The following is a 19,292-nucleotide window of genomic DNA, read 5'->3' on the forward strand; positions in this document are numbered from 1 at the left end:
CGGGCAACTACCATGGGGGCAACCCGGACCCCCTCAGTGAGGCCCTCGCTTGCTCGCGCTCGTCGCCGCCCATTTCGCACTGGCCGCGCTGTGCCCTGCCCTGGTGCGGCTGCTGGGTCGCCGTACGTTCCTGGTCGTCGCCGTCGTCCCGCTGATCACCTTCGTCTGGGCGCTCTCGCTGACCGCACGGGTCACCGACGGCGAGACGCTGACCCAGGACGTCGAGTGGCTCCCGAGTCTCCACTTCGACATCGCCCTGAACCTGGGCGTCCTGCAGTGGCTGATGACGCTGATCGTCAGTGGCATCGGCGTGCTGGTGCTGGCCTACTGCGCGTGGTACTTCGAGGACGACGACCCGTCCCTGGGCCAGTTCAGCGGCGTCTTCGTCGCCTTCGCCGGTGCGATGCTCGGCCTGGTCCTCTCCGACGACCTCCTGCTCCTCTACGTCTTCTGGGAGCTGACCACGGTCTTCTCCTACCTGCTGATCGGCAACGACCCGGCCAGGCGCGCGAGTCGACTGGCCGCCATGCAGGCCCTGATCGTCACCACCCTCGGCGGACTGGCAATGCTGGTCGGCATCCTGATGCTGGGCCAACTGTCGGGCACCCACCGGGCAAGCGAGCTGGTGTCACACCCCCCGGACGGCACGGTGGCCACGGTGGCGGTCGTCCTCATTCTCGTCGGGGCACTGAGCAAGTCCGCGCTGATCCCGTTCCACTTCTGGCTTCCGGGCGCCATGGCGGCTCCCACGCCGGTCAGCGCCTACCTCCACGCCGCGTCGATGGTGAAGGCCGGCGTCTTCCTGGTCGCGCTGCTGGCCCCCGGGTTCGCCGACGTACCCGGGTGGCGGGCCACGGTGCTCACCCTCGGCGTGCTCACCATGCTGCTGGGCGGATGGCGGGCGCTGCGGCAGTACGACGTCAAGCTGCTGCTCGCCTACGGCACGGTCAGCCAGCTCGGCTTCCTCCTGGTGATCTTCAGTGTCGGCACCCGCAACACCGCGCTGGCCGGCCTCGCCATGCTGCTGGCCCACGCCCTCTTCAAGGCCACCCTGTTCCTCGTGGTCGGCATCATCGACCACAACGCCGGGAGCCGCGACCTGCGTGAGCTCTCCGGGGTCGCCCGGAAGATGCCGGTCGTTTTCGCGGCCGCCACCGTGGCCGCGGCCTCGATGGCCGGGCTGCCGCCCCTGCTCGGCTTCGTCGGCAAGGAGAGCGTCTTCGGCGCGCTGGTCGAGGACACCAACGCGGCCGTGGTCGCCGGGGTCGTCCTCGGATCCGTGCTGACGATGGCCTACAGCCTGCGGTTCATGTGGGGCGCCTTCGGCACCAAGCCCGGGGTCGCGGAGACCTCTGTCGAGCCAGTCGCTGCCGGTTTCGCGGCGTCCCCGGTGATCCTGGCGGCGCTCACCCTGGCCCTCGGTTTCCTCGGGCCGGGCCTGACGCACGCCTTCGAGCCCCACCTCGACCAGTTCCCCGAGACGCACCACCACGCAGAGCTCGCCCTCTGGCACGGGCTCGAGCTCCCCCTGCTCCTCTCCGCCGTCGCCGTGGGCGTCGGGCTCCTCCTGTTCTGGAAGCGCCGACTCTTCGCCCAGCTGCAGGCACTCACTGCCTCGACCTGGAGTGCCGAACGGGTCTACCGCGCCGGCATGAGGGCCGTGGACCGCAGTGCGGTCGAGGTCACCGGTCTGACCCAGCGCGGCTCCGTGGCGGCGTACCTCGCGTTCATCCTGCTCGTCGTCCTGGCACTCCCCGGGGCGGTGATGGTGATCAACCTGACCGACGACCTCGACGTCGTGCTGTGGGACTCCCCGGCCCAGGGCGTGGTCGGTGCCCTGGTCGTGGTCGCGGCGATCTTCACCGCCCGCTCGCGGCGCCGGCTCCGCGCGGTGATCCTGGTCGGCACCACCGGCTACGGCACCGCCATGCTCTTCCTGCTCCACGGCGCCCCCGACCTGGCCCTGACCCAGATCCTCGTCGAGACCACCAGTCTCGTCGTCTTCGTGCTGGTGCTGCGCCGTCTTCCCGAGTACTTCACCGACCGGCCGTTGAGCGGACGGCGCTGGCTCCGGATGCTGCTCGGCCTGGCCGTGGGGCTGGCCGTGGCCGGCTTCATGCTGCTGGCCACCAACGCCCGCAGCGGCGACCCGGTCTCGGTCGACTACCCCGAGCCCGCCCTGGCGTACGGCGGCGGCCACAACATCGTGAGCGTGATCCTGCTCGACATCCGGGCCTGGGACACCATGGGCGAGATCTCGGTGCTGGTCGCAGCCGCGACCGGCGTGGCGAGCCTGATCTTCCTCGACACGCGCCTCTCGGGCATCCGCCGGGTGCGCGAGATCCCCTATCCCGAGACGGTGGAGAAGCTGCCCACGTCACCTGGTCGCCGCGTGTGGCTGCCCGGGCCCCGCACGCTGAGCCCGGACCGTCGCTCGATCATCTTCGAGGTGGTCACCCGACTGATGTTCCACACGATGGTGGTGCTCTCGATCTACCTGCTCTTCGCCGGCCACAACCACGTCGGCGGCGGCTTCGCGGCCGGCATGGTCACCGGGCTGGCGCTGATGGTGCGCTACCTCGCCGGGGGCCGCTACGAGCTGGACGAAGCCGCACCCGTCGACGCGGGCATCCTGATGGGGACCGGCCTGTTCGTCGCGACCGCCGCGGCGCTGGCCCCGATCGCCTTCGGTGGGGTCGTCCTCCAGAGCGCCCAGATCGACTTCCACCTCGGCCCGCTCGGCGACCCGCACCTGGTCACGTCGGTCTTCTTCGACCTCGGCGTCTACCTGGTCGTCGTCGGCCTGATCCTCGACCTGCTGCGCACGTTCGGCTCCCGGCTCGACCGCCAGATCCTCAGCGAGGAGCGCGCGGCAGAGAGCGCGGCCGCCGGAGGTGTCCGCCTGTGAACGCGAACCTGACCCTGATCCTGACCGCATCGTTCCTCTGCGGCACAGGCGTCTACCTCATCCTGGAGCGCAGCCTGACCCGGGTCCTGGTCGGCCTGCTGATGCTCGGCAACGGCGTGAACCTGCTCTTCATGGTCGCCTCCGGCCCCGCCGGCGAGCCGCCCATCATCGGCTCCGCGCACGCCGAGGACATGAGTGACCCACTCCCGCAGGCCCTCGTCCTCACTGCGATCGTGATCGCGCTCGGCACCACCGCGTTCCTGCTCGCGATGGCTCACCGCAGCTGGCAGCTCAACGGCCACGACGACGTGCAGGACGACGTCGAGGATGCCGCGATCCGGTTGCTCGCCCAGGCCGACGAGGCCTCCGACAGCCACGACCTCTCCCAGGAGCTCACCACGGACGACCCCGGTGAGGACACGTTCGAGGAAGAGGGAGCAACCACATGAGCGTCGACACGACCACCCTCATCCCGCTGCCCGTCGTACTCCCCCTGCTCGGGGCCGGCCTCACCTTGATGCTCTCCCACCGGCCCCAGGCGCAGCGGTTGGTGACCATCTCGATCCTCACGAGCGTCGTCGCGATCGCCTCGATCCTCGTCGTGGAGGCCGACCGCAACGGCCCGCAGGTGCTGTGGATCGGCGGCTGGGCCTCCCCGCTCGGGATCGCGCTGGTCGCCGACCGGCTGTCGGCACTGATGCTGCTGGTCTCCGCGGTCGTCACCCTGCTGGTCCTGCTCTACTCCCTCGGCCAGCGGATGACCGACGACCAGAAGGAGGCGCCGGTCTCGATCTACCACCCGACGTTCCTGGTGCTGGTCGCCGGAGTCTCCAACGCGTTCCTCGCCGGTGACCTGTTCAACCTGTTCGTGTCCTTCGAGATGCTGCTCTTCGCGAGCTACGTGCTGCTGACCCTGGGCGGCACCGAGGCGCGCATCCGGGCCGGCACGATCTACGTCGTGGTGAACATGCTCTCCTCGAGCCTGTTCCTGATCGCGCTCGCCGCGGTCTACGCCGCGACCGGCAGCCTCAACTTCGCCCAGCTGGCCGTGCGCCTGGACGAGGTTCCCGACGGCACCAGGCTGATGCTGCAGCTGCTGCTGCTCACCACCTTCGCGATCAAGGCGGCCATCTTCCCGCTGTCGTTCTGGCTCCCCGACAGCTACCCGACCGCCCCGGCACCGGTCACCGCGGTGTTCGCCGGATTGCTGACCAAGGTCGGCGTCTACGCGATCCTGCGCGTCCAGGTGCTGCTCTTCCCCGACTCGCCGCTCTCCGGGCTGCTGATGTGGGCCGCGCTGCTGACCATGGTCATCGGCATCCTCGGCGCCGTCGCCCAGTCCGACATCAAGCGCATGCTCTCCTTCACCCTGGTCAGTCACATCGGCTACATGGTCTTCGGGATCGGGCTCGCGACCCAGGCCGGCACCTCCGGGGCGATCTTCTACGTCGCCCACCACATCACCATCCAGACCGCGCTCTTCCTCGTCGTGGGCCTGATCGAGCACCGAGCCGGGAGCACCGGCCTGATGCGGATGGGCGGCCTGGCCCGGTTGTCACCGCTGCTGGCGGTCCTCTTCTTCGTCCCGGCGATGAACCTGGCCGGGATCCCGCCGATGTCGGGATTCATCGGCAAGGTCGGCCTGCTGCAGGCGGGCCTGGCCGTCGGGACTCCGCTCTCCTACGCCCTGGTCGCGGCGGGTGTGGTGACCAGCCTGTTGACCTTGTACGCCGTCGCGAAGACGTGGGGCCTGGCCTTCTGGCGCACGCCCGAGCAGGCGCACGAGATGATGCGCGCCCTGCCCGGTCTCGAGGACGACCTCGACGACAGCCACCACCAGCACGGCTTCGTGATCCACCGCCAGCACGTGCACGTCGGTGGCACCGCGTTCGGCACCCAGGAGCTCGCCGAGGCCCGCCGGGTGGTCGACGAGGACCAGCCCGACCGTGACCTGCACCAGCGACTCGAGGACGGCTCGCTGCCGGCGCGTCTGCCGCTGGGCATGGTGCTGCCGACCGCGGCGCTGATCGCGTTCAGCCTGGCCCTGACAGTCGTCGCCGGACCGCTCTACGGCTACACCGACCGTGCCGCGCACGACCTGCAGGAGCGTACGCCGTACATCTCGTCGGTGCTGGGGGACGACAGATGAGCCCGACCCGCATGCCCCGCCACCGCACCCTGCAGGTGCCGGTACTGCTGTGGCTGACCCTGGTCTGGCTGATGCTGTGGCGCGACTTCAGCCTCGGGAATGCGGCATTCGGCTTCGTCGTCGCGCTCGCGGTCTGCCTCTTCTTCCCACTGCCCCCGTTGCGGATGCACCTGCGGGTGCGACCGCTCCCCCTGGCATGGCTGGTGCTCCGCTTCCTCTGGGACGTCGTCGTCTCCAGCCTGCTCGTGGCCAGGGCGACCCTCGGCCCGACGAAGAACCTGCGCAACGCCGTCGTCGAGGTGAACCTGAAGACGCCCTCCGACTTCGTGCTGACGGTGGTGGCCGAGATGATCTGCCTGATCCCGGGAAGCCTCGCGGTCGAGGCCCGGCGCTCGACCCACACGCTCTTCTTCCACGCCTTCGACGTCCGCGACGAGGCGGGAGTCGAGGTCTTCCGGCAGCGGGTCCTCGCCCAGGAACGCCGTGTGGTCAAGGCGTTCGGGACCCGCATCGACCACCTCGAGGAGGCACCCGCATGACCGTCGTCCTCTACATCTGCGCCGGCATGCTCGGCCTGGCCTCCCTCCTGCTGCTGGCCCGCATGACGATGGGCCCGACGATGCTCGACCGGACCGTCGCCCTCGACGTGCTCACCGCGGTCGGCATCTGCGCCCTCGCGCTGGAGGCAGCCCTGAACCGCAACACCACGACACTGCCGATCCTGTTGGTGCTGACCCTGTTGGGCTTCGTCGGATCGGTGAGCATCGCCAGGTTCAGCCGTGGCAGTGACGACATCGATGCGGAGGATCCCTGATGAGCTGGACCACCGTCGCCGACGTCATCGCCGCCGCCTGCATGCTGAGCGGCGCGACGCTCGCGCTGATCGCGGCCATCGGTGTGCTCCGCCTGCCCGATCTCCTGAGCCGGATGCACGCCGCCACCAAGCCGCAGGTGCTCGGGCTGCTGCTGGTGCTCACCGGCCTCGGCTTCCGGCTCCGTGACCCCGAGGCGATCGGGATCCTCGTGCTGGTCGCGCTCTTCCAGCTGGTCACCTCACCGGTGGCCAACCACATGGTCGGTCGGGCCTCGTTCCGTGCCGGACAGGTCGAGGTCGACCGTCTGATCGTCGACGAGCTCAGCGACTGCCTGCCCCATATGGACGAGCCCCGCGGCGCCCCCTGATCTGTCGCCAACCGCGTCCTCTTGATGCGCGAACACTGGGTTCTTGACGTCCGAACCGTGGGTTCTTGCGGTCTCGGGGATCAAGAATCCACGGCTCGCGCATCAACGATGCGGTGTTCGCGCATCAAGAATGCGGTGTTCGCGCATCAAGAATGCGGTGTTCGCGCATCAAGAATCCACGGCTCGCGCGCCAAGGGGGAGCACCAGGTCGGCCTCGCCGTCGGGCGTGATCCGGACCGGCACACCCCAGTCCTGCTGGTGCATGTGGCAGGCCGCACCCTCGCCACCGTCGGCGTCGCAGGACGCGGCACGCGCGGCCACGTGCAGGACCCCCTCACCCACCATGGGGTCGAGCTCGAGGGTGCGCACGAGATCGGTGGTGCGTCCGTCGCCGCCACGGATCAGGGACGGCGGCGTCGCGGTCACGATCAGCTGACTGGACGGGCCGAACCGGTCGTCGACCTTCTGCCCGGGCGGCGGCGTGAACGGGACGCGCAGCTCGACCGTCGCGCCGATCTCGGTGACCGGCCGCTGGGTGCGGGCCTCGAAGCCCGTGTCGGCGCCGGTCGACTCCAGTGACACCTCGACGACGCGGTGCGCGGCCGACTCGACGACGTACGCCGTGTCTCCGTCGACCAGCAGGCCCGACGGCTCGCCGAGCCCGGTGGCGATCGTGGTCAACTGACCCGTGGCCGGGTCGAAACGGCGCAGCGCGCCGTTGTAGGTGTCGCAGACGCCGATCGTGCCGTCGGGGAGTACGGCGACGCCCAGTGGGTGCTGGAGTCGTGCGTCGTCGCGCCCGCCGTCCTTGAAGCCGAAGTCGAAGAGGCCGTGGCCGATGGCGGTGTGCACCTCCCCCGCGTCGACGTACCGCAGTGACGAGGTCTCGGCGTCCGCGAGCCAGAGTCGCTCGCCGTCGGCCGCCAGTCCGCTGGTCTGCGCGAACCAGGCATCCTCGAGTGGTCCGTCGAGCAGGCCTTCGTTCGTCGTACCTGCGGCGACCGCGACGTCACCGGTGCGCGGGTCGAAGGTCCAGAGCTGGTGGATGCCGGCCATCGCCACCCAGACGTTGCCCTGCCACCAGGCGACGTCCCACGGGCTGGAGAGCCGCTCGACGCCGTCGCCCTGCATGGCCTGGGTGCCGTCGCCGGCCAGCGTGCGGACCTCGCCGGTGGCAAGGGTGAGGCCGGCCAGCCGGTGGTTCACGGTGTCGGCGACCACCACGTCGTAGCCGACCTCGGCGGCCACGTCGTCGGGCAGGAGGCACAGCCCGTTGGGCTCGCGGAAGCCGTCGAAGCGGCGTACGACCACCTCGCCGTCGAGCTCGACGACCTGGTGGTGGCCCGCGTCCGCGACGAGGAGGTGGCCGTCGGGCAGCGCGATCGCCCTGGCCGGGAAGCGGAGGTCGGTCTGCTCCGGCTCCGGCGGGACGTACGGCGAGTCGCCCGGCTGCAACGTGCCCTTCCCACCGTGCGTCTCGACGAGCTCACGGACCATCGCGGAGATCGCATGCGCATGGCCCTCGCCGGCGTAGTGCGCGACGACGTAGCCCTCGGGGTCGATGAGCACGAGCGTCGGCCAGGCCCGGGCGGTGTAGGCCTGCCAGGTGACCAGCTCGGGGTCGTCGAGCACCGGGTGCGCCACGGCGTACCGCTCGACCGCGGCCGCGAGAGCGTCGGGATCTGCCTCGTGTGCGAACTTCGGCGAGTGCACCCCGATGATCACCAGCTCGTCGGCGAACTCCTCCTCGACCTCGCGCAGCTCGTCGAGGACGTGCAGGCAGTTGATGCAGCAGAAGGTCCAGAAGTCGAGCAGGACGATGCGGCCGCGCAGGTCGCGCAGGGTCAGCGGTCCATCGGTGTTCAACCAGCCGCGGCCCCGGAGTTCGGGGGCGCGGACGCGCGGACGGCTTCCCATGCCGCCCATTGTGACAAGCGGCTCAGAGGCCGGACGCCGTCGGGTGCCGCCGATAGGCTCGGCCCCATGACTGACGAGCAGCGACTTGCCGGATACGTCGAGGCCTGGTGGCAGGCGATCGGCGACTTCACCACCCTGTTGGAGGAACTCGACGAGGTCGACTGGAAGCAGGCGACCGACCTGCCCGGCTGGAACGTCCAGGACGTCGCCGCGCACACCGCCCACCTCGAGGCGATCCTGGCCGGCGCCCCCGAGGAGACCATCGACATCGGCGAGCCCGAGCACGTCACCGGGCTGATGGGGCTCTACACCGAGCAGGGCGTCGTGGCCCGGCGCGACCGCACGCCCGACGCGCTGATCGACGAGATCCGCCAGTCCACGACGAAACGCCGCACCGAGCTGCTCGCGGACCCGCCGACCGACGGCAAGGCCAAGCCGTCACTGGTCTTCGGCGGCGTCCCGTGGGACTGGAACACCCTGTTGCGCAACCGGCCACTAGACGTGTGGATGCACGAGCAGGACGTCCGCCGGGCCACCGGTCGCCCCGGCGACATGGACACCTCACCAGCGCGTCACACCACCGACTACATGCTCGAGGCGCTGCCGATCATCGTCGGCAAGCGGGTGGCCCCGGCGACCGGCACGACGGTCGTGATCGACGTGGCCGGCAGCGAGGAGAAGGCCGTGTCCGTCGGTGACGACGGTCGGGCCTCCGTGGTCGACGTGCCGTGGAACCCGACGTCCCGGATCACCATGGGCCGCGAGGCGTTCATCGTGATGGCCGGCGGTCGTCGTACTCCCGAGGGCATCGAGCTGCACGGCGACGCCGCCCTCGGCCAGGCCGTGGTCGACGCGTTCCGGACCACACCGTGAGCTGGGACCTGTCGCAGATGCCTGACCAGGCAGGCCGCACGATCCTGGTCACCGGTGTCACCAGTGGGCTCGGCACCCACACCGCCCGCGAGCTCGCCCGACGCGGCGCCCGCGTGGTCCTGGCCGCCCGGTCCGCCGACAAGCTGGCTGCCACGCGTGCCGCGCTGCTCGAGGAACTGCCCGAGGCCGCGTTCGAGGAGCTGGTCGTCGACCTCTCGTCACTGGAGTCCGTACGCCGGGCCGCCGCCGAGGCCGAGCGGTTCGGTGCACTCGACGTGCTCGTGCACAACGCCGGCGTGATGGCCACGCCCGAGCGCCGTACCGTCGACGGCCTCGACCTGCAGATGGGCACCAACCACTTCGGCCCGTTCCTGATGACCGGCCTGCTGCTGCCCCAGCTGATCGCCTCGGGCGACGGTCGCGTGGTCAGCGTGGCCTCCAACGCGCACCACCTGACCAAGGTGGCGCCGTTGTGGGACCCGCGAGAGCCGCAGGGCAGGTACAAGCGCTGGGTGGTCTACTCGCAGTCGAAGCTGGCGAACCTGCTCTTCACCTACGAGTTCGACCGTCGTGCCCGGGCAGCCGGCATCCCGGTGCGGGGCCTGGCCGCGCACCCCGGGTACGCCGCGACCCACCTGTTGTCCTACGGCCAGACGCTGAAGGGATCCGGCGGGTTGACCAGCATCCTGGACGCCGCGATGAAGGCCGGTGCCCAGTCCGCGGAGATGGGTGCCCTGCCCACGCTGATGGCGACCACCGACGACCTTCCCGGCGGCACCTACTGCGGACCCGGCGGCCTGCGCCAGATGCGTGGCCTGCCGCGGGTCGTCGGCTCCAACCGGCTCTCCCGCGACGAGGAGAACCAGCGCCGCCTCTGGGAGATCTCGGAGGAGACCGTGGGCCTCACCTACCCCTTCTAGATAGTGCGGCCCAATTGGGTCAATGCCCCGCCTACTCGGTCCGATCGGACCTAGTGTGCGGCCTACTCGGTCCGATCGGGCCGGAGCGCCGAGTGCTCGCCAAGGTGCCCGATGCCTAGGGCCGCGGCGCGCTCCGGGGCGGCCCTCGGTGGTCGCGGCCGTCGCGAACAGGCGCCGAGAGACGCAGTTTGGCTCTGACGGAGCCGTGTACGGGTCCAAACTGCATCTCTCGCGGTGGGCGCCGCCGGAGGTGCGTCGCCCCGGAGGCTCGTCCCGAATTCAGCAGCCTCCTAGACGTGGCGGCGGGACTGCACGATCCGGAAGCGCGAGGCGACGTACGCCCCATCGGTGTAGGACGCGTTCGCGGCCGGGTTGGCGCCGGTGCCGTGGAAGTCGGAGAACGCGGCCGACTGGTTGACGAAGACACCGCCGAGCAGGTTCTCGCTCAGCGCCACTCCGGCATCCAGAGCGGCGTCGCGCATCGACGCGATGACGGCGTCGTCGGTCGAGTAGACCGCCGCGGTCATTGCGCCGTGGCGCTGCACCGTGTCGCGGAACAGGTCGATCGACTGGGCGGTGTCGGCGGTCGAGATCAGGTAGGCGACCGGCCCGAAGCACTCGCTCTCGTAGACGTCGGAGTCGTCGGCGCTCAACCCGACCAGCGTGGGCGTGCGCACCGTCGCGTCGGCGTACGCCGGGTGGGTGACCTCGCGGGACGCGACCAGCACGTCACCACGCTCACCGGAGCCCGCGCCGGCCAGGCGCTCGAGCACGCCGGGGTTGACCACGCCACCGAGCAGCTCGACCGCGCGCGCGTCGTCGCCGAGCAGCTTGCCGAGGGCAGCCTCGATGCCGGCGGACACCTCGGCCGGACTCTTGGTGCCCTCGTCGGTCGCGATGCCGGCCGAGGGCAGGTAGATGTTCTGCGGGGCGGTGCACATCTGGCCGGAGTAGAGGGCGAACGAGAACGCCAGGTTCGCGCACATCGCGCCGAAGCTCGACGTCGAGTCGACCACGATCGTGTTGACGCCGGCCTTCTCGGTGAAGACCGTGGCCTGGCGGGCGTTGAGCTCGAGCCAGTCGCCGAACGCGTTGCCGCCGGTGAAGTCGATGAGCCTCACCGCGTGGTGCAGGGCGAGGTTGGAGGCGAGCTTGTCGGCCGGGTCCTCGGCGGCGAGGGTGACGAGATTGGCGTCGAAGCCGGCCTCGGCGAGCACCTCCCGGCAGACCTGCACGGTGATCGCCAGCGGCAGCACGGCCTGCGGGTGCGGCTTGACCACGACCGGGTTGCCCGTGACCAGCGACGCGAAGAGCCCGGGCCAGGAGTTCCACGTCGGGAAGGTGTTGCAGCCGATCACCAGTGCCACGCCGCGGGGCACAACGGTGAAGGTCTTCTCCATACGCAGCGGCTCGCCGCGACCGGGCTTCTCCCACAGCGCCGTCGCCGGGGTGCGGGTCATCTCGGCGTGCGCGTAGGCGATCGCCTCGAGGGCACGGTCGAGGGCGTGTGCGCCACCGGCCTGGAAGGCCATCACGAATGCCTGGCCGCTGGTGTGCTGCACCGCGTTGGCCAGCTCGAAGACGCGCGCGTGCAGCCGGTCGAGGATCTCGAGGCAGACGCCGGTGCGGGCGTCGGGGCCGGCGTCGCGCCAGGCCTTCATGCCTGCCGCAGCCGAGGCGAGCAGTGCCTCGACGTCGTGGGCGCGCGGGTAGCTCACCCCCAGGTCGAAGCCGTACGGCGACCGCTCGGTCGCCACCGTTCCCTCCGCACCGGGTGTGGTCAGCGGGAAGTCCGTGCCGAGCCACGCGTCGAAGGCGGCCTTGCCCTCGGCGGCGGCGTTCTCGCCGTAGACCTTGGGCGAGGGCGACTCGTTGAACGCGGAGTAGTAGCCCCGGCTCACGCATGCCGCCTTGGCCTGGTCGAGGCGCTCGGAGTGGCGGGCGAAGAACTCAGTCTGTGACACCATCCCGCCACTGTGGCACACGAGTGTAAGACCGCCAACTCAGGCACTGGTGGCCAGTAGCCTGCCGCCCATGCCCCTCCTGCGTCCGATCAGTCCCGGCGACCACGCGTTCGTCCTGGACCTCAACCACCGCAACGTCGAGCTGCTCTCGCCGATGGACCAGACCCGCCTCGACACGCTCCTCGGCTGGGCCGACCGCGCCGACATCATCGAGCACGACGGAGAGCCCGCCGGCTTCGTGATGACCTTCGCCCCGCGGTCGTCGTACGACTCGGAGAACTACCTGTGGTTCACCGGGCACTACGACACGTTCTACTACCTCGATCGGATCGTGCTCGACCAGCGCTTCCGCCGCCTCGGCCTGGGCAGGCGGGTCTACGAGGAGCTCGAGCGCGTCGCGGCGGCGTACGACCGGATGGTGCTGGAGGTCAACATCGACCCGCCGAACCGACCCTCCCTCGACTTCCACCGGCGTCGCGGCTACGACGAGGTGCACCGCCTGGGCAGGGCGCACGTGGTGGCGCTGATGGCGCTCGAGCTGGCCGCCCGGCCCCAACCACGGAGCGGAAAGTAGCGGCGCGGGAACCCGATGATGGGGCAGACTCGTCCCATCACTCCCGCCGCACTCCGCGGTTGAAGCCCGGTCATTGCGGGTAGAGGGGCGCCGTCGCGTTGGGCGGCGCTGATGAAGGGGATCTTCGTGAAGACCAAGTGGATTGCGGTCACCGCGGTCGTGGCGGCTGCCGTGGTGGCACTGGTGGCGGTGCTCGCCCTGGGCCTCATCGGAGGCGAGGGAGACAGCGAGGCGTCGGCCGGCAAGGCCGCCAGCCCCTCCGGCGGATCGACCACGGACGACACCGACGACCCGGACCCGGGCTCCGACACCGACCCCGAGGACCCTGCGTTCAAGGCGGCCGAGAGCAGGACCGTCGAGGACAGCCTCTACCCCAACGTCGGCGACCCGATCGTCGACTCGCTCCACTACGGCCTCGACCTGACCTGGGACCCCGAGGGCAAGAAGCTGACCGGCAAGGCCGAGGTCGCGTTCCGGGCGACGGCCACCCAGCAGGAGTTCCAGCTCGACTTCGGTGAGGGGCTCGAGGTCACCGCAGCCACGCTCGACGGCACGGATGTCGATGTCTCCCACCCGGGCAAGGACCTGGTCGTCAAGGCCCCGGTGACGAAGGGCCAGAAGTACCTCCTCGTCGTCGAGTACGACGGCACGCCGGTTCCTGCCGACGCACCGACGACGCGCAGCGACTTCTCCACGACCGGCTTCACCATCACCGACGACGGCGACGTGTGGACGATGCAGGAGCCGTACGGCGCCTACACGTGGTACCCGGTCAACGACCAGCCCGCCGACAAGGCGTTCTACGACTTCACCATCACCACCCCCGCCCCGCGCATGGGCATCGCCAACGGCACGCTGACCTCCCAGAAGGAGGTCGACGGCAACACCGTGAGCACGTGGCACCTCGACAGCGCCGCGTCGTCCTACCTCGTGACCCTGGCGATCGGGGAGTACCAGAAGACCGAGGACGAGTCGGCCAGCGGAGTGCCGCTGACCTACTGGACCGAGGTCGGCGACGACCGCGCACTGAAGGCGATGCGCTACACCCGCGAGGCCGTCGACTTCCTCGAGAAGAAGCTCGGGCCGTTCCCGTTCACCTCGCTCGGCTCGGTGGTCGTCGACTCCGAGAGTGCGATGGAGACCCAGCAGATGATCACCTACGGCAACAGCGACTACACGCTCTCGCCCGAAGTGGTCGTCCACGAGATCGCGCACCAGTGGTACGGCGACATCACCTCGCCCAGCGACTGGAAGGACGTGTGGATCAACGAGGGCATGGCGATGTACATCCAGGGCGTCTTCGAGGCCGAGCAGACCGGCCGCACCATCGACGAGGTGATGGACGACTGGGCGACGTACGAGACGCAGTACCGCGCCACCGCCGGCCCGCCCGGCAACTACGACCCGCGCACGTTCGGTGAGAGCAACATCTACTACGGCCCCGCCCTGATGTGGGACGAGCTGCGCAAGAAGGTCGGCGACGACCGGTTCTGGGCGATGGTCCGCAAGTGGCCGACCGTCCACGAGCAGGGCAACCCCACCCGCGAGCAGTACCTCGACTGGGTCGAGCAGGAGACCGGCGAGGAGCTCACCGACTTCTTCGACGCCTGGCTGATGGGCACGAAGACCCCGAAGCGCAGCTGATCCCACGCTGCTGACAGCGACTGCGCTGACAGCGAACGGCGGCCGGTCTCCCTTGTGGGAGGCCGGCCGTTTCGCTTTCGTGGGGGCATGAAGATCCTGGTGCTGGGTGGCACGGTGTTCCTCTCGAAGGCGGTCGCGGCCGCGGCGGTGACGCGGGGCCACGAGGTGACGTGCGCCTGTCGGGGCACGTCGGGCCGGGTGCCCGACGGTGCCCGCCACGTCGTGCTCGACCGCGACTCGCCCGACTGGTCAGCCCTGGAGACCACCGAGTTGTTCGACGCAGTCGTCGACGTGGCCCGCCACCCGTCCCGGGTGAGGGACGCGGTGGCGACTTTCCCCAGTGCCCATTGGGTTTTCGTGTCCACGATCAACGTCTACTCCGACGACTCGATCCCCGGTGGCACGCCCGACACCCTGCCCTTGCACCAGCCGATCACCACCGACGAGGATCCGATGTCCGGGCCCGAGGTCTACGGCGCGATGAAGGTCGCCTGCGAGCAGGTCGTGCGCACAGGTGCATCCTCGTCGACCGTGATCCGGCCGGGCCTGATCGTGGGCCCGGGTGACCCCAGCGGCCGGTTCTCCTACTGGCCGCCGCGGGTGGCCGAGGCCGGTGAGGTGCTGGCACCCGGCTCCCCCGACGACCCGGTGCAGGTGATCGACGTGCGTGACCTGGCGGAGTGGATCGTCACCTGTGCCGAGCAGCGCACCACCGGCGTCTTCGACGGCGCCGGACACATCACCACGCGCAGCGCGTTCCTCGACGAGGTGGCCCGCGGCGTCGGCGCCCAGCCGTCGTGGACGTGGGTCGGCCAGGAGTTCCTCGCCGAGCAGGACGTCGACCCATGGTCCGGCGACCGCGCGCTGCCGGTCTGGCTCCCGCTTCCGGAGTACGCCGGCCTGATGTCCCACGACGTGGCCGCGTCGTACGCCGCCGGACTGCTGACCCGACCGTTGGCCGACACCGCGCGCGACACGCTGGCCTGGCTGCGCGCCACCCCCGAAGCGACGACGACAGGTCTCAGTCGCGAAGACGAGTCCGCGGTGCTGCACACCTGGCATAACCTCGGCGAGTGACCTCGACGCGTCTCTCCGCACACCAGCTGATCGACCTCGTCCTCGACGACCGGTCGTGGGCCTCGTGGGACACACCGCCGGCACGCCGCGACGTCGACGAGGAGTACGCCGCACAGCTCGCGGCCGCTGCTGGGAAGGCCGGCACCGACGAGTCCGTGATCACCGGCGAGGGCCGGATCCGCGACCGCCGGGTCGCCGTGCTCGCCGGCGAGTTCGGCTTCCTGGCCGGGTCCATCGGACGCGACGCCGCGGACCGGCTCGTGGCCGGCATCGAGCGCGCCACCGCCGAGGGACTGCCGTTGCTGGCCGCCCCGATCAGCGGCGGGACCCGCATGCAGGAGGGCACCCCGGCGTTCGTGCAGATGGTGCGGATCAGCGCGGCCGTCGCCGCCCACAAGAACGCCGGCCTCCCCTACCTCGTCTACCTGCGCAACCCCACCACCGGCGGAGTGATGGCCTCGTGGGGTTCGCTGGGCCACGTGACCGTGGCCGAGCCCGGTGCACTCACCGGCTTCCTCGGGCCGCGGGTCTACGAGGCGCTCTACAGCCGGCCGTTCCCCGAGGGCGTGCAGACCGCGGAGAACCTCCACGCCCACGGCATCATCGACGCCGTCCTGCCGCCCGAGGCCCTGGCCGACATCGTCGACCGGGCGCTCAACATCCTGCTCGCCCCGCGCCACGGCATCGCCGCGGTGCCCGACCCGGTCGACGACCCGATCCCCGACGTCGACACGTGGGACGCCGTACGACGCTCGCGCAACCCGGAGCGCCCCGGCGTACGACGCCTGCTGAAGTACGCAGCCACGGACGTCGTGCCGCTCAACGGCACCGGCCAGGGCGAGGCCGACCCCGGGCTCCTCATCGCGCTGGCCCGGTTCGGCGAGGCACCGTGCGTCTTCCTCGGCCAGGACCGTCGCGGGCAGACCACCGACCACCCGATGGGACCGGGCGCGCTGCGCGAGGCACGCCGCGGCATGCACCTCGCCGTCGACCTGGGACTGCCGCTGGTGACCGTGATCGACACCCAGGGTGCGGCCTTGTCCAAGGAGGCCGAGGAGGGCGGGCTGGCCGGAGAGATCGCTCGTTGCCTGGCCGACCTGGTCACGCTCGAGGCACCGACGCTGTGCCTGATGCTCGGCGAGGGCAACGGCGGTGGCGCCCTGGCCTTCCTGCCGGCCGACCGGGTGATCGCGGCCCAGCACGCCTGGCTCTCGCCGCTCCCACCCGAGGGAGCCAGCGCCATCGTGCATCGCGACCTCGACCACGCTGCCGAGATGGCACGCAGCCAGCAGGTGCACGTGATCGGCCTGCACCAACGCGGCATCGTCGACCGCATCGTGGCCGAGAAGCCGGACGCCGCGGAGGAGCCGGAGGCGTTCTGCCACCGGGTCGGCGGCGTGCTCGAGTTCGAGCTGGCCCGGCTGCTCGACTCCGGGCCGGGGTCACCGGCCGAGCGCACCGCCCGCTATCTCTGAGCCTCGATCACCGGCTACCGGGCGTCCCGGATACTGGGGCCATGAGTGAACCGGCAACCTCCGCGCCCCGAGTCGACCTGCTCCGTGGGCTCATCGAGGGAACCACCGACCCTGCCGAGGCCGAGCAGAGCCTGCGCGAGATCCAGGCCGAGCTGGCCGCCTTCCGGCTCGAGTACTCCTGCGGCATGGAGGAGGTCGCGACCAAGATCAACATCCTGCGCCAGGAGTTCGAGCAGACCCAGGACTTCGGGCCGATCGAGCACGTGAAGACCCGCCTCAAGTCGATGGACAGCCTGGTCGACAAGATGCGGCGCATCGACTGCCCGCCCGACCTGGATGCGGTGCGCGAACGGATCCGTGACATCGCCGGCATCCGGGTCACCTGCGCGTTCGTCGAGGACACCTACCGCGTCGCCGAGATGCTGACCCGCCAGCCGGACCTGACCGTGCTGGAGACGAAGGACTACATCGCCACCCCGAAGGCCAACGGCTACCAGAGCCTGCACCTGATCGTGGAGGTGCCGGTCTTCCTCTCCGACCGCTCGATCAACGTGCCGGTGGAGCTGCAGATCCGCACGATCGCGATGGACTTCTGGGCCAGCGTCGAGCACCGCATCTACTACAAGTACGACGGCGCCGTGCCCGACGACCTGCAGCAGGCGCTGCTGACGGTGGCCAGCACGGCGTCCGACCTCGACGGCCAGATGGGCCGGTTGCGCGACGAGATCCAGTCGCTGGCCACGTCGGAGTGACGCTCAGACCGACCGCACGGCGTCCCTGAACTCGACGACGTCGGCGAACCTGTCGGCCGGGTCCTTGGCCAGCGCGCGGGCCAGGATCGCGTTGAGCCTCGCGACCACCGGCTGGTCGCCGGTCAGCTCCGGCACGGGAGCGGAGATGTGCGCGCTCATCAACTGGTAGTCGCCGGTGCTCCAGGCGTACGGCGCCTCGCCGACGAGCACCGCCCACAGCAGGCAGCCGAGGGCATAGACGTCGCTGGCCGTGCTGGCCTCGACACCGTGGTGCAGCTCCGGTGCCATGTACGACGCCGTACCGAGCATCCCGGACGCCTTGGTCAGGTCGGAGTCGGCCGTCCGGGCGATGCCGAAGTCGGCGAGGTAGGCCCGCACCTGGCCGTCGCGACGGCTGAGCAGCACGTTGGCCGGCTTGATGTCGCGGTGCACCAGGCCGGCCGCATGCGCGTCGACGACACCGGAGGCGACCTGCGCGACGAGGTCGAGGGCCGTGGCCAGGGGCGGGGTCCCGTTCGCGCGGAGTGCGGCGGCAAGGTCACCGTCGGGGATCAGCTGGGTGGCGGTCCACAACAGTCCGTCGTGCTCGCCGTGGTCGTGCACCTGGACGACGTACGGCGAGCGCAGTGCCGCCTGGGCCCTGGCCTCACGGGAGAAGCGCGCCCGCATCACCGGGTCGTCGGCATGGCGCCGCGACATGACCTTGAGCGCCACCGGGCGGTCCAGGGAGAGCTGGGTGGCCTCGTAGACCACGCCCATGCCCCCGTGTCCGAGGGTGCCCTCGATGCGGAAGTCGCCGAGCACCGAGCCCGGCCCGAGGGCAGAGGTGTCGAGGGCGGCGGCGGCCGGCCGTGAGGCGGAGGCACGGGTTGCGGACATGACTCCACCCTCGTGAAATCGGGCACGCGCCACATCCGTACGCGTACTCAGGTCGCAAGGGAGTACTCACTCACCGGTCGACGTGGCAGCATGCCGCCATGCCCGGAGACTGGTCCGCCCGAGCCCTCGACCACGTGGCCCGGCGCGCCACCGGCGCGGCACTCGACCGGGGGCACCGTGTCACGCTGAACTTCCATCCCGACCGCGTCTCCCGGGGCGCCACGGTGCTCGAGCACCTCGCGAAGGACGGCTGCTACCGGTCGCAGTTCGAGACCGGCACCAGCAACGGCGGGCTCACCGCCCGGCCCGGCGGTGACCGTTGGACCTGGGAGCAACGCATCTTCGGGCACGCGTACGACGACGCACCGGTCGCTGAGCGACCGAAGTACGGCGCACTGAACCATCGCCAGCGCCGGATCGGCGCCGCTCCACGGTTCGGGTCGGCGCACCTGAGACTGGCCGAGCACGTCCTCGACCGGACCACGTTCTGCTTCCCCGACTCGGTCTTCGACCCCGACGACTACGGGACGGCGCGCCGCTTCGCCCTCGTCCCCCTCGCCGACGCCTTCGCCGACCGCGCACGCACCGACGAGGTCGAGGCGCTCGAGGGAGGCGTGCTGGACGACTACATCGAGGCCCACGTCCACGGGACGGTCGACCTGGCCGCGGACGTCGAGGCGTTGGTGCTCGATCCGTGCTTCCGCGACTCAGACATCGAGGTGCAGGCCCGCGCCCTCGACGTACCGGTCGAATGGCACGAGGGGCGCCGGCTGCTCGTCGACGTGCTCTCCCAGCATTCCGAGTTCCGTGGGCCGCGCATCGTCGAGGTCGGGCTCCGGGTCGCGCAGGACGGCGTGCTCGACGCCGCAACCATCGGCCGCGCCGCGCTGGCCGACGACGAGGACCCCCAGGACCTCAAGAAGGTCTGGCACCACGTGGCCCGGTTCGGCTCCCCCGTCGAGCACTGAGCGGCGCAGA

General features: G+C 70.4%; 17 protein-coding genes. 14 read left to right on the top strand and 3 right to left on the bottom strand.

Annotated features, from left to right (window positions below; all coding sequences use genetic code 11):
- Positions 1–49: 49 nt before the first annotated feature.
- From ASD66_RS15785 to mnhG, 6 genes are read left to right on the top strand one after another with little or no spacing between them, the layout of a single operon-like run.
- Positions 50–2,908, top strand: coding sequence for a Na+/H+ antiporter subunit A (locus tag ASD66_RS15785; protein WP_056891561.1), 2,859 nt, complete (start codon positions 50–52; stop codon positions 2,906–2,908).
- Positions 2,905–3,357, top strand: a complete 453-nt coding sequence (locus ASD66_RS15790; RefSeq protein WP_056683325.1) for a Na(+)/H(+) antiporter subunit C — start codon at positions 2,905–2,907, stop codon at positions 3,355–3,357. The genes ASD66_RS15785 and ASD66_RS15790 overlap by 4 nt, the downstream gene beginning before the upstream one ends.
- Positions 3,354–5,057 carry a Na+/H+ antiporter subunit D gene (locus ASD66_RS15795; protein ID WP_056683328.1) on the top strand — a complete coding sequence of 568 codons (1,704 nt, stop codon included), beginning with the start codon at positions 3,354–3,356 and terminating at the stop codon, positions 5,055–5,057. Before ASD66_RS15790 ends, ASD66_RS15795 begins: the two co-directional genes overlap by 4 nt.
- Positions 5,054–5,596 (top strand): Na+/H+ antiporter subunit E, encoded by a 543-nt coding sequence (locus ASD66_RS15800; protein ID WP_082563869.1) that lies wholly within the window; start codon positions 5,054–5,056, stop codon positions 5,594–5,596. The genes ASD66_RS15795 and ASD66_RS15800 overlap by 4 nt, the downstream gene beginning before the upstream one ends.
- Positions 5,593–5,871, top strand: a complete 279-nt coding sequence (locus tag ASD66_RS15805; protein ID WP_056683331.1) for a monovalent cation/H+ antiporter complex subunit F — start codon at positions 5,593–5,595, stop codon at positions 5,869–5,871. Before ASD66_RS15800 ends, ASD66_RS15805 begins: the two co-directional genes overlap by 4 nt.
- Entirely contained in the window at positions 5,871–6,239 is a 369-nt protein-coding gene (gene mnhG, locus ASD66_RS15810; protein WP_056683334.1) for a monovalent cation/H(+) antiporter subunit G, read from the top strand. The genes ASD66_RS15805 and mnhG overlap by 1 nt, the downstream gene beginning before the upstream one ends.
- 168 nt (positions 6,240–6,407) lie before the next feature.
- On the opposite strand, the gene ASD66_RS15815 is transcribed toward mnhG, so the two are convergent.
- Positions 6,408–8,156, bottom strand: coding sequence for an NHL domain-containing thioredoxin family protein (locus ASD66_RS15815; RefSeq protein ID WP_082599586.1), 1,749 nt, complete (start codon positions 8,154–8,156; stop codon positions 6,408–6,410).
- A 66-nt stretch (positions 8,157–8,222) separates the two neighbouring features.
- Between ASD66_RS15815 and ASD66_RS15820 the strand changes: the two genes are divergently transcribed.
- Both ASD66_RS15820 and ASD66_RS15825 read left to right on the top strand, forming a co-directional pair.
- The gene (locus ASD66_RS15820; protein ID WP_056891563.1) at positions 8,223–9,029 is read left to right on the top strand and encodes a maleylpyruvate isomerase N-terminal domain-containing protein; all 807 of its coding nucleotides are present in this window, start codon (positions 8,223–8,225) and stop codon (positions 9,027–9,029) included.
- A 17-nt stretch (positions 9,030–9,046) separates the two neighbouring features.
- Positions 9,047–9,949 carry an oxidoreductase gene (locus ASD66_RS15825; protein ID WP_056891730.1) on the top strand — a complete coding sequence of 301 codons (903 nt, stop codon included), beginning with the start codon at positions 9,047–9,049 and terminating at the stop codon, positions 9,947–9,949.
- 290 nt (positions 9,950–10,239) lie between these two features.
- Here ASD66_RS15825 and paaN read toward each other — a convergent pair whose 3' ends face one another.
- Positions 10,240–11,916 (bottom strand): phenylacetic acid degradation protein PaaN, encoded by a 1,677-nt coding sequence (paaN, locus tag ASD66_RS15830; RefSeq protein WP_056683343.1) that lies wholly within the window; start codon positions 11,914–11,916, stop codon positions 10,240–10,242.
- Between the two features lie 67 nt (positions 11,917–11,983).
- On the opposite strand from paaN, the gene ASD66_RS15835 reads away from it, so the two are divergent.
- The 5 genes from ASD66_RS15835 (at position 11,984) to ASD66_RS15855 (ending at position 17,435) form a co-directional block, all read left to right on the top strand.
- Positions 11,984–12,487, top strand: a complete 504-nt coding sequence (locus ASD66_RS15835; protein WP_056683346.1) for a GNAT family N-acetyltransferase — start codon at positions 11,984–11,986, stop codon at positions 12,485–12,487.
- 126 nt (positions 12,488–12,613) lie between these two features.
- Entirely contained in the window at positions 12,614–14,131 is a 1,518-nt protein-coding gene (locus ASD66_RS15840) for a M1 family metallopeptidase (RefSeq protein WP_156388734.1), read from the top strand.
- A gap of 87 nt (positions 14,132–14,218) precedes the next feature.
- Complete coding sequence (locus tag ASD66_RS15845) at positions 14,219–15,208, top strand: NAD-dependent epimerase/dehydratase family protein (RefSeq protein WP_056891564.1); 990 nt, start codon at positions 14,219–14,221, stop codon at positions 15,206–15,208.
- On the top strand, positions 15,205–16,683 hold the full coding sequence (locus ASD66_RS15850) for a carboxyl transferase domain-containing protein (protein ID WP_056891565.1): 1,479 nt from the start codon (positions 15,205–15,207) through the stop codon (positions 16,681–16,683). Before ASD66_RS15845 ends, ASD66_RS15850 begins: the two co-directional genes overlap by 4 nt.
- A 41-nt stretch (positions 16,684–16,724) precedes the next feature.
- On the top strand, positions 16,725–17,435 hold the full coding sequence (locus ASD66_RS15855) for a GTP pyrophosphokinase family protein (protein WP_082599557.1): 711 nt from the start codon (positions 16,725–16,727) through the stop codon (positions 17,433–17,435).
- Positions 17,436–17,438: 3 nt separating this feature from the next.
- Here ASD66_RS15855 and ASD66_RS15860 read toward each other — a convergent pair whose 3' ends face one another.
- Positions 17,439–18,314: a serine/threonine-protein kinase gene (locus ASD66_RS15860; RefSeq protein WP_056683356.1), complete on the bottom strand. Its 876-nt coding sequence runs from the start codon at positions 18,312–18,314 to the stop codon at positions 17,439–17,441.
- Positions 18,315–18,412: 98 nt separating this feature from the next.
- Between ASD66_RS15860 and ASD66_RS15865 the strand changes: the two genes are divergently transcribed.
- On the top strand, positions 18,413–19,282 hold the full coding sequence (locus ASD66_RS15865; RefSeq protein WP_056891566.1) for a DUF3626 domain-containing protein: 870 nt from the start codon (positions 18,413–18,415) through the stop codon (positions 19,280–19,282).
- The last annotated feature ends 10 nt before the right edge of the window (positions 19,283–19,292 follow it).

It is taken from the genome of Nocardioides sp. Root151 (genome assembly GCF_001427925.1).
GTDB lineage: Bacteria > Actinomycetota > Actinomycetes > Propionibacteriales > Nocardioidaceae > Nocardioides.

Bases quoted from the DNA above. Each gene is read 5' to 3' on its own strand.
- ASD66_RS15795 (WP_056683328.1), top strand. From the start codon at position 3,354: ATGAGCGTCGACACGACCACCCTCATCCCGCTGCCCGTCGTACTCCCC.
- ASD66_RS15800 (WP_082563869.1), top strand. From the start codon at position 5,054: ATGAGCCCGACCCGCATGCCCCGCCACCGCACCCTGCAGGTGCCGGTA.
- ASD66_RS15805 (WP_056683331.1), top strand. From the start codon at position 5,593: ATGACCGTCGTCCTCTACATCTGCGCCGGCATGCTCGGCCTGGCCTCC.
- mnhG (WP_056683334.1), top strand. From the start codon at position 5,871: ATGAGCTGGACCACCGTCGCCGACGTCATCGCCGCCGCCTGCATGCTG.
- ASD66_RS15815 (WP_082599586.1), bottom strand. From the start codon at position 8,156: ATGGGAAGCCGTCCGCGCGTCCGCGCCCCCGAACTCCGGGGCCGCGGC.
- ASD66_RS15820 (WP_056891563.1), top strand. From the start codon at position 8,223: ATGACTGACGAGCAGCGACTTGCCGGATACGTCGAGGCCTGGTGGCAG.
- ASD66_RS15825 (WP_056891730.1), top strand. From the start codon at position 9,047: ATGCCTGACCAGGCAGGCCGCACGATCCTGGTCACCGGTGTCACCAGT.
- paaN (WP_056683343.1), bottom strand. From the start codon at position 11,916: ATGGTGTCACAGACTGAGTTCTTCGCCCGCCACTCCGAGCGCCTCGAC.
- ASD66_RS15835 (WP_056683346.1), top strand. From the start codon at position 11,984: ATGCCCCTCCTGCGTCCGATCAGTCCCGGCGACCACGCGTTCGTCCTG.
- ASD66_RS15845 (WP_056891564.1), top strand. From the start codon at position 14,219: ATGAAGATCCTGGTGCTGGGTGGCACGGTGTTCCTCTCGAAGGCGGTC.
- ASD66_RS15855 (WP_082599557.1), top strand. From the start codon at position 16,725: ATGAGTGAACCGGCAACCTCCGCGCCCCGAGTCGACCTGCTCCGTGGG.
- ASD66_RS15860 (WP_056683356.1), bottom strand. From the start codon at position 18,314: ATGTCCGCAACCCGTGCCTCCGCCTCACGGCCGGCCGCCGCCGCCCTC.
- ASD66_RS15865 (WP_056891566.1), top strand. From the start codon at position 18,413: ATGCCCGGAGACTGGTCCGCCCGAGCCCTCGACCACGTGGCCCGGCGC.